The 7,836-nt window shown below is 62.2% G+C and carries 10 protein-coding genes; 9 read left to right on the top strand and 1 reads right to left on the bottom strand.

All coding sequences use genetic code 11. From position 1 onward, the window contains the following. The 9 genes from HFC70_RS22400 to HFC70_RS27325 form a co-directional block, all read left to right on the top strand. Window positions 1-890: ABC transporter substrate-binding protein (locus HFC70_RS22400; RefSeq protein WP_168475497.1), on the top strand; the 890-nt coding region annotated here is incomplete at its 5' end. Window positions 891-962: 72 nt separating this feature from the next. Beyond that, on the top strand, window positions 963-1,904 hold the full coding sequence (locus tag HFC70_RS22395; protein ID WP_168475496.1) for a branched-chain amino acid ABC transporter permease: 942 nt from the start codon (window positions 963-965) through the stop codon (window positions 1,902-1,904). A gap of 91 nt (window positions 1,905-1,995) precedes the next feature. Beyond that, window positions 1,996-3,186 carry a branched-chain amino acid ABC transporter permease gene (locus HFC70_RS22390; protein WP_246735910.1) on the top strand — a complete coding sequence of 397 codons (1,191 nt, stop codon included), beginning with the start codon at window positions 1,996-1,998 and terminating at the stop codon, window positions 3,184-3,186. Between the two features lies 1 nt (window position 3,187). Continuing rightward, the gene (locus HFC70_RS22385; protein ID WP_168475494.1) at window positions 3,188-3,949 is read left to right on the top strand and encodes an ABC transporter ATP-binding protein; all 762 of its coding nucleotides are present in this window, start codon (window positions 3,188-3,190) and stop codon (window positions 3,947-3,949) included. Then, window positions 3,946-4,656 (top strand): ABC transporter ATP-binding protein, encoded by a 711-nt coding sequence (locus HFC70_RS22380; protein WP_168475493.1) that lies wholly within the window; start codon window positions 3,946-3,948, stop codon window positions 4,654-4,656. The genes HFC70_RS22385 and HFC70_RS22380 overlap by 4 nt, the downstream gene beginning before the upstream one ends. A 39-nt stretch (window positions 4,657-4,695) precedes the next feature. Continuing rightward, complete coding sequence (locus HFC70_RS22375; RefSeq protein ID WP_168475492.1) at window positions 4,696-5,484, top strand: SDR family oxidoreductase; 789 nt, start codon at window positions 4,696-4,698, stop codon at window positions 5,482-5,484. A 22-nt stretch (window positions 5,485-5,506) separates the two neighbouring features. Next, window positions 5,507-6,442, top strand: coding sequence for a 3-keto-5-aminohexanoate cleavage protein (locus tag HFC70_RS22370; protein WP_168475491.1), 936 nt, complete (start codon window positions 5,507-5,509; stop codon window positions 6,440-6,442). A gap of 192 nt (window positions 6,443-6,634) precedes the next feature. Further along, window positions 6,635-7,411 (top strand): tannase/feruloyl esterase family alpha/beta hydrolase, encoded by a 777-nt coding sequence (locus HFC70_RS22365; protein ID WP_210259390.1) that lies wholly within the window; start codon window positions 6,635-6,637, stop codon window positions 7,409-7,411. Continuing rightward, on the top strand, window positions 7,380-7,526 hold the full coding sequence (locus tag HFC70_RS27325) for a tannase/feruloyl esterase family alpha/beta hydrolase (protein WP_210259389.1): 147 nt from the start codon (window positions 7,380-7,382) through the stop codon (window positions 7,524-7,526). The genes HFC70_RS22365 and HFC70_RS27325 overlap by 32 nt, the downstream gene beginning before the upstream one ends. Before the next feature lie 79 nt (window positions 7,527-7,605). Here the strand turns inward: HFC70_RS27325 and HFC70_RS22360 are convergent, their stop codons facing one another. After that, the gene (locus HFC70_RS22360) at window positions 7,606-7,818 is read right to left on the bottom strand and encodes a transposase (protein WP_246735909.1); all 213 of its coding nucleotides are present in this window, start codon (window positions 7,816-7,818) and stop codon (window positions 7,606-7,608) included. Between the last annotated feature and the right edge of the window lie 18 nt (window positions 7,819-7,836).

Raw genomic sequence — 7,836 nt, 5'->3', positions numbered from 1 at the left:
ATCTGCGCAACCCAGGCCAAGAGGTGATTTTCATCAACCTGGGCGGCGATGCGATGGAGCTTACGGGCCAGAAGTGCCAGTTCTACCATTTTCGCTACACGGCAACCGCGCCGATGCGGGTGAATGCGATGGTCAGCGCGATGAAAGAGGCGGGTGAACTGGGCAAGAAAGTCTACTCGATCAACCAGAACTACTCCTGGGGTCAGGACATGCAGGCGGCCGTCGCCGCTGCGGCAGAAACTGGTGGCTATACCGTCGTTGACGAAGTGTTGCACGACGTGAACAAGATCCAGGACTTCGCGCCGTTCGTCGCGCGGATCAAGGCCGCCGCCGCCGACACCGTTTTCACCGGCAACTGGTCCAACGACCTGCTGTTGCTGATGAAGGCCGTGGGCGATGCGGGGCTTGACGTGACCTTTGCGACGGCCTTCCTGGATCAACCCGGCAACATCGCCAATGCCGGCAAAACCGCCCTGGGCCACTATATCGCCAACAATTATGACAATGCCGCCACCAACGGCCAGTTCGCCGAGACCTACAAGAAGTCGACCGGCCACTATCCCATCTTTGTCGAAGGGCATTCCACATTTGCGCTTGGCGCCCTGCAGCAGGCGCTGGGTAAGGTCGATTTCGGCGGCGGCGACATCGGTGTGACCAAGATCGCACTGGCGCTCGAAAACACGACCTATGAATCACCCCTCGGCCCGATTTCCGTCCGCAAGGACGACCATCAGACAATCCGTCCGGTTGTCGTCTCGAAGGTCGTCGAAAATCCGAAATATCCGGCCGATGGCACCAATATGGGCTTTGCGACCGTCAAGGTCATTGCCGGAGACCAGGCGATCTATCCGGTGCAGGATAGCTGCAAGATGGAACGGCCCCAAGAGTAACCGTCGCAGTGCGCGGTCCGGCCAGCGCCTTTGCCGGCTGGACCACTCCTACCGTTACCATCAGGATCAACCATGGAATTCGCGATCATCTCCACGCTGAACGGCGTGACCTACGGCCTATTGCTGTTCATGGTCTCGGCCGGCTTGACGCTCATCTTCGGCATGATGGGGGTACTGAACTTCGCCCATGCCTCGTTCTATATGCTGGGCGCCTATGTCGCCTATGCCGTCTCGTCGATCTTCGGCTTCTGGGCCGGGATCCTGGTGGCTCCCATCTTCGTGGGCCTTGTCGGCATGGCGGTGGAGCGCTTTCTCCTGCCGCGGGTCCATGCCCATGGCCACGCCCACGAGCTTCTGCTGACCTTCGGTCTGGCGCTGATGATAGAGGAGTTGATCAAGCTCTTCTTCGGCGACTTCCCGGTCAACTACCAGATGCCGAGCGAGATGCGGTTTTCCGCTTTCCAGATCTTCGGTGCCGACTATCCCTTCTATCGCATCTTCATTGGCAGCGTGGCCGTGGTGATGTTCACGGCGCTCTGGCTGCTGCTGACGCGGACCCGCACCGGTATCGTCGTGCGCGCCGCCGAGCGGCTGCCCGCCATGGCCGACGCGCTGGGGCATAATATTCCAATGGTGTTCATGTTCGTGTTCGGCACCGGCGCAGCCTTGGCGGGATTGGCCGGCGCCGTGGCAGGGGCATTTTATCCGACCAACCCGAACATGGGATTGGAACTCGGCGTCATCGTGTTCGTCGTCGTTGTCGTCGGCGGTCTCGGATCGCTGAAGGGATCGCTGCTGGCCTCGCTGCTCATCGGCCTCTTCTCCTCCTTCGCGGTCGGCATCGACTGGTCGCTGGCCAGCATGCTCAGTCATGTCGGCCTCGGAGACTGGGCCCGTTCGATTGGCGGACTGATGACGCTGAAGCTGTCCTCGATCAGCGCCACAATCCCCTTCGCACTCATGCTAATCGTGCTGCTGGTGCGGCCGGCAGGCCTCATCGGCGAGCGCAACTGAGATGGGATCCATGCGTAACGTAATTATTTCCGCCGTCCTGCTGGTGCTACTGGTCGCCGTTCCGCCTTTCCTGGGCCTCGGATGGCAAAACATGCTCGCCAACGTGCTGATCGCAAGCCTCTTTGCGCTGGCGTTCAATTTGCTCATCGGCCAGGCCGGTCTGCTTTCCTTCGGACACGCTGCCTATTTCGGAGTGGGTGCCTTCGCGGCGCTGCATCTGATGCGAGCAATCGAGGGTGGGCTTCCCTTCCCGACACCGCTCGTGCCCTTGGCCGGTGCGGCGATAGGCCTCTTGATCGGCCTGATCGCGGGATACTTCACGACCATGCGTTCGGGTGTCTACTTCGCCCTGGTGACATTGGCGGTCGCTGAGCTATTCCATTCGCTGGCGCCGCAGTTGCAGGGTTTTTTTGGAGGCGAATCCGGTATATCGTCAATGCGGATGCCCTGGAACGGGATCATTTTCGGCTCGATGCTTGAGGTCTATTACCTGACGCTGGCATGGGTCCTGATCTGCGGACTCGGGTTGTGGGCCTATACGCGCACGCCGTTTGGGCGGCTGACACTGGCACTGCGCGACAACGAACAGCGCGTGTGCTTTCTGGGCTATAGCGCGCGCACCGCCAAGGTGATCATCTTTACCGTGTCCGCCATGCTGACTGCGGTCGCAGGCTCGCTGCAAGCGATCTCGAACGAGACGGCGAACTACTCGTTGTTTGCCAGCGGTGTTTCCGCTCAAGTGGTACTGCAGACCTTTGTCGGCGGCTCGACCGTGTTCTTCGGCCCGGTGATCGGCGCTGCCGCCTTTACGCTTTTCTCCTTCCTGGTTTCGGACGTCACGCGGTCGTGGGTCTTCTACCAGGGCCTGATCTTCGTGCTGGTCATGCTCTACGCACCCACCGGCATCGGCGGTGTCCTGCAGCATCACATCCGCAACCGCCGGCAGCTCGACTGGAGCCAACTGTCAGGCCACTACCTGCTGGCGCTGGCAGGTGGACTGCTGATCGCTGCCGGGGTGGTGCTGGTGACCGAGACCGTGGCTGTCGTCTTCGGCGAGGAATACGCGATGATGAGGCGGAATGCCGGTGCCTCGCTCCCTTCTTACGAACTCTTCGGCTTCAGCTGGAACCCGACCGGCATCGTCACATCGTTGCTTCCGGCTGCCTTGCTGCTGGGAGGCGGAACGATCCTCACCCGTGCCCGCCGGCGGATCAGCACAATCTGGGACAGCAAGGCAAAAGCCATGACACGGACGCCAACTCTGCCCTGCCAGGAGGTGTGAAATGACAGTGACAGAACAGCCGGCACTGCGGCTTGCCAGCGTGATGAAGTCCTTCGGACCGATCGAGGTGATCAAGGGTCTGGACCTCGACATCCGTGCCGGGGAGCGCCACGCGGTCATCGGCCCCAACGGCGCCGGCAAGTCGACGCTCTTCAACCTGATCTCGGGCATGTTCGCGCCGTCTTCCGGCGAGATCTTTCTGAACGGAAAGAGCATCGCAGGTCTCTCGCCGCATCTGATCAACCGGGCAGGACTGGCGCGTTCCTTCCAGATCACCAACATCTTCCATCGGCTCAGCGTTTTCGAGAACCTGCGCATCGGCGTGCTTGCCCGTCACGGGGTGCGATACGGCCTGTTCCGCCCCGTTTCAGGCATGCGCGAGATCAACGATGAGACCGCCGAAGTCCTGGCCCGCGTCGGATTGGAGGCGCGCGGCGACGATCTCGCCGGCGATTTGACCTATTCCGAACAACGAGCGCTGGAGATCGGCATGACCCTGACTACGGGGGCCGAGGTGATCCTGCTGGACGAGCCAACGGCCGGCATGTCCCGCGAGGAAACCGAAAAGGCAATTGACCTGATCCGTACGGTCACCGAAGGCAAGACGCTGCTCATGGTCGAACACGACATGGACGTTGTCTTCAGCCTCTGCGACCAGGTGTCCGTGCTGGTCTATGGAGACATCATCGCGACCGACACGCCGGATCGCATTAGCGCAAACCGCGAGGTCCAGGAAGCCTATCTGGGCGAGGAGGCCTTATGAGCTTGCTAGAAGTGAAGGGCCTGCACGCTCATTACGGCAAGAGCCACATCCTGCACGGCATCGACATGGAGGTGCCGGAAGCGGCAATCGTCTCGCTGCTCGGGCGCAACGGTTCGGGCCGGTCGACGCTTCTGAAGGCGATGATGGGCCTCGTGCCGCCTACCGCCGGGACGGTGATGCTGGACGGACGCTCTCTTGCCGGGCAGCGACCCTACTGCATCTGCCGGCAGGGAATCGGCTACGTTCCCGAAGAACGCCTGGTGTTCCCGAACCTGACGGTCGAGGAGAATCTCGCCATGGGCATGCAGCAGGGCGGACCCGGCACGCATCGCTGGTCCGTCGACGAGATGTATGACTATTTTCCCCGCCTGAGAGAACGGCGCGCCATCCGCGCCGGATATCTATCGGGTGGCGAGCAGCAGATGCTGACCATCTGCCGCTCGCTGCTGGGCAATCCCCGTGTGCTGCTGATCGACGAACCGACCGAGGGCCTCGCCCCCCGCATCGTCGAGGTAGTGATGGAGGTCATCCTCGATATCGGCCGCCGCGGCGTCGCGGTCGTGCTGGTCGAGCAAAAGCTGACCATCGCCCTCAAGGTCGCACAGCAGGTGATGGTCATGGGCCATGGCGAACTGGTCTTCCGCGGGACACCTGCCGAACTTGAGGCCCATCCCGACATACGCCGAAACTGGCTCGAGGTCGCTTGACGTGACACGGGCTTCGAAACCATCTCGACTGGAATGCCTATGAACATGATTGAACGGATGCTGCCTCGCCCCGGCCTGCGGGTTCTTGTCACCGCCGGCGCATCGGGCATCGGCGCCGCCATTGCCCGGGCCTTCCTCGAAGCGCAGGCGAGAGTGCTGATCTGCGACATCGACCAGCAGGCCCTGGCAGAATTTGCGGCGGTGCATCCCGCTGTCTCGACGCTGAGTGCCGACGTCTCCGACGAGGCCGAGGTCGACACCCTCATCCATACGGCCTCCGAACGGCTCGGCGGCCTCGACGTCCTGGTCAACAATGCCGGAATAGCGGGACCGACGGGCGCAATAGACGAACTGTCGGTCGAGGATATCCGCCGTACCCTCGACGTCGACCTGATGGGGCAGTTCCTGGTGGTGCGCCGCGCGGCCGCGCTCCTGCGCGCCAGTGACGCCGGCGTGATCCTCAACATTTCGTCGGTTGCGGGCCGGTTGGGTTATGCGCTCCGGACACCCTATGCCGCCTCGAAATGGGGCATCGTCGGATTGACCCAAAGTCTTGCAAAGGAAATGGGTCCCGATGGGATCCGCGTCAACGCAATCTTGCCGGGTGTCGTGCGCGGCGCGCGCATCGAGGCCGTCATCCGCGAGCGTGCCGAGGCCTCGGGCCTCAGCTATGCGGACATGGAGGCGCAATACCTCACCAACATCTCGCTGCGCCGCATGGTCGAGCCCGAGGACATCGCGGCCACCGCGCTGTTCCTGGCCTCGCCCGGGGGTGCCAACATCTCGGGCCAGGCCATCAGTGTCTGCGGCAATGTCGAAAACATCTGAGTACAAGGAAAGCAACAGCAGCATGGCCAAATCACCCCGCAAGGTTATCGTCACCTGTGCCGTCACCGGCGGCATCCATACCCCCAGCATGTCTCCCTATCTGCCCGTAACCGCCGACCAGATCGCCGAACAGGCCATCGAAGCGGCCGAGGCGGGAGCGTCGATCCTCCACCTGCATGCCCGCCATCCGCAGGACGGCCGACCGACCCAGGACCCTGACGCTTTCGCGGCCTTCCTGCCACGCATCAAGCAGTCCACCGACGCCGTGCTGAACCTGACTACCGGCGGCAGCCCGACGATGACGGTCGAGGAACGCCTGCAGCCGGCCCTAAAGTTTGAACCGGAGGTGGCTTCGCTCAACATGGGATCGATGAATTTCGGCCTTTATCCGATGCTCGGCCGCTATGAAAAATTCCGGCATGACTGGGAGCCGGACTATCTCGAAAAGACCCGCGACACGGTTTTCAAGAATACGTTCAAGGACATCGAGCGCATTCTCGAGCATTGCGGCTGTAATGGCACACGGTTCGAGTTCGAATGCTACGACACCAGCCATCTCTACAGCCTGGCCCACTTTCGCGATCGCAGACTGGTCGAAGGGCCTCTCTTTATACAGACCGTCTTTGGAATTTTGGGCGGGATCGGCACCCATCCCGACGACGTCTCTCACATGAAGCGTACCGCCGACCGCTTATTCGGTGACAGTTACGTCTGGTCGGTCCTGGGCGCCGGACGCCATCAGCTTCCCATCCTCACGATGGCCGCCGCCATGGGCGGCAACGTACGGGTGGGGTTGGAGGATTCGCTGTGGGACGGCCCCGGACGGTTGGCGGAATCCAACGCCGCGCAGGTACGCCGAATCCGTCAAGTGCTGGAAGGTTTGGGACTGGAAATCGCCACACCAAGTGAAGCGCGCTCCATGCTAGCGCTGAAGGGCGGCGATCAGGTGAATTTCTAATCCTGCGATCCAAAAGGCGCACGGAACCCAGATCGGTAATTTCATCACCATCAATTCCGCTTCGGCGGGCAGACGATCAGCGAAGGAGGACGAACGCCGCGCAGACATTGCGGCGCAGCGGCAGAGCCACACCCGGAAATGCGGCGACGGAGGAGGATCCGCGCCGCGCGCCCATCAACATGGAGGGAGAGCATGCAGACTCTATTTTCCGGCGGCGCCAAATTGGCGCTGATTGGCGTTGGTGGCCTATTGGGGACGTCGGCGCTCGCTGAGGACCAACCGCACGCGAAATGCACCGCGCTTCGAGATGCAGTGTTTGACGCGAGCTATGTCACCTCTGCGCCCGCCATCGATGCTGGTGAGACGCCGGCCTATTGCGAGGTGCGCGCCACCGCGCTCCCGGCCATTTCCATCGAGGTGCGCCTGCCGCTCGAGGGCTGGAACGGCAGGTACTACCAAGTTGGATGCGACGGCTTCTGCGGCAGCATCAGCGGCCGTAGCTGCTTCGTCAACGCCATGGGTCCGGGGCTCCAGCGAGGCTATGCGACCGCTACCTCCGACAGTGGCCACCACGGTCTGAATGTCATCAAAGGCGACTGGGCTGACGGCAACGTCAATGCCGAGCGCGACTGGGGCTGGCGCTTCATCGGCGAAACCAAGCGCGTGGCGCAGGTCATGATCGAGGCCTTTTATGGGAAACCCACAGGCCAAGCGATCTTCCAGAGGTGCTCCACCGGCGGACGCATGGCCAACTTGGCGGCCTTGCGTTATCCGAAAATGTTCCAGGGCATCATCTCCGGCGCTGAACGAGACCGGTCTTGCCGGTCCGGGCCTTGCCTGACAGGTACAGGCCAACACCGGCCCCGACGGAAAGCCGATTCTCAAAGCCGACAAGGTCGACCTCATCGGTGCGGAAGTCATGCGCTAGTGCGATGGCATGGACGGCCGCGAAGACGGCGTGATCGATGATCCGCGCCGATGCTCCCTCGATCTGTCCAAGATCACTTGCGAAGCGGGCACCGAGCGAAAAGAGTGCATCACCCCGGCAGAACGCAAGGTCGTCGAGAAAGCCTTGCCCTTGTAGGGGCATACATTCTCGCTGGCGAGCTCGCTCTTAAGCATCAGGCCGTTGAGGCCTTTGCAAGCTACGAGAGGATCATGTGTCAGTTTGCCGGGGCCACACGTGCCTTGTCGAAGAAGCGATAGACGGCCTTCGTCGCCGCCCAGTCGCCGCGGGCCGCCGGTATTGGCCCGCCCGGCGCGGCCGACGTCTGACCCAGCAACCGCCGTAGCCGGCGTGCCAAGCGTTTGTCGGGAAGGGCGGCCGCAGAAAACTCTTCTTCCTGCCAGGCACTCTCGCTCGTCTCGTCCCGCATCTGTGACACCTCCGTGGT

It is taken from the genome of Agrobacterium sp. a22-2, from assembly GCF_012276985.1.
GTDB lineage: Bacteria > Pseudomonadota > Alphaproteobacteria > Rhizobiales > Rhizobiaceae > Allorhizobium.
This window is presented reverse-complemented; position numbering and strand designations above follow the sequence as displayed.

Excerpts from the sequence above, each read along its gene's own strand:
- HFC70_RS22390 (WP_246735910.1), top strand. The coding sequence starts at position 1,996 with ATGCTCGCCAACGTGCTGATCGCAAGCCTCTTTGCGCTGGCGTTCAAT.
- HFC70_RS22370 (WP_168475491.1), top strand. The coding sequence starts at position 5,507 with ATGGCCAAATCACCCCGCAAGGTTATCGTCACCTGTGCCGTCACCGGC.
- HFC70_RS22365 (WP_210259390.1), top strand. The coding sequence starts at position 6,635 with ATGCAGACTCTATTTTCCGGCGGCGCCAAATTGGCGCTGATTGGCGTT.
- HFC70_RS27325 (WP_210259389.1), top strand. The coding sequence starts at position 7,380 with ATGGACGGCCGCGAAGACGGCGTGATCGATGATCCGCGCCGATGCTCC.
- HFC70_RS22375 (WP_168475492.1), top strand. The coding sequence starts at position 4,696 with ATGAACATGATTGAACGGATGCTGCCTCGCCCCGGCCTGCGGGTTCTT.
- HFC70_RS22380 (WP_168475493.1), top strand. The coding sequence starts at position 3,946 with ATGAGCTTGCTAGAAGTGAAGGGCCTGCACGCTCATTACGGCAAGAGC.
- HFC70_RS22395 (WP_168475496.1), top strand. The coding sequence starts at position 963 with ATGGAATTCGCGATCATCTCCACGCTGAACGGCGTGACCTACGGCCTA.
- HFC70_RS22360 (WP_246735909.1), bottom strand. The coding sequence starts at position 7,818 with ATGCGGGACGAGACGAGCGAGAGTGCCTGGCAGGAAGAAGAGTTTTCT.
- HFC70_RS22385 (WP_168475494.1), top strand. The coding sequence starts at position 3,188 with ATGACAGTGACAGAACAGCCGGCACTGCGGCTTGCCAGCGTGATGAAG.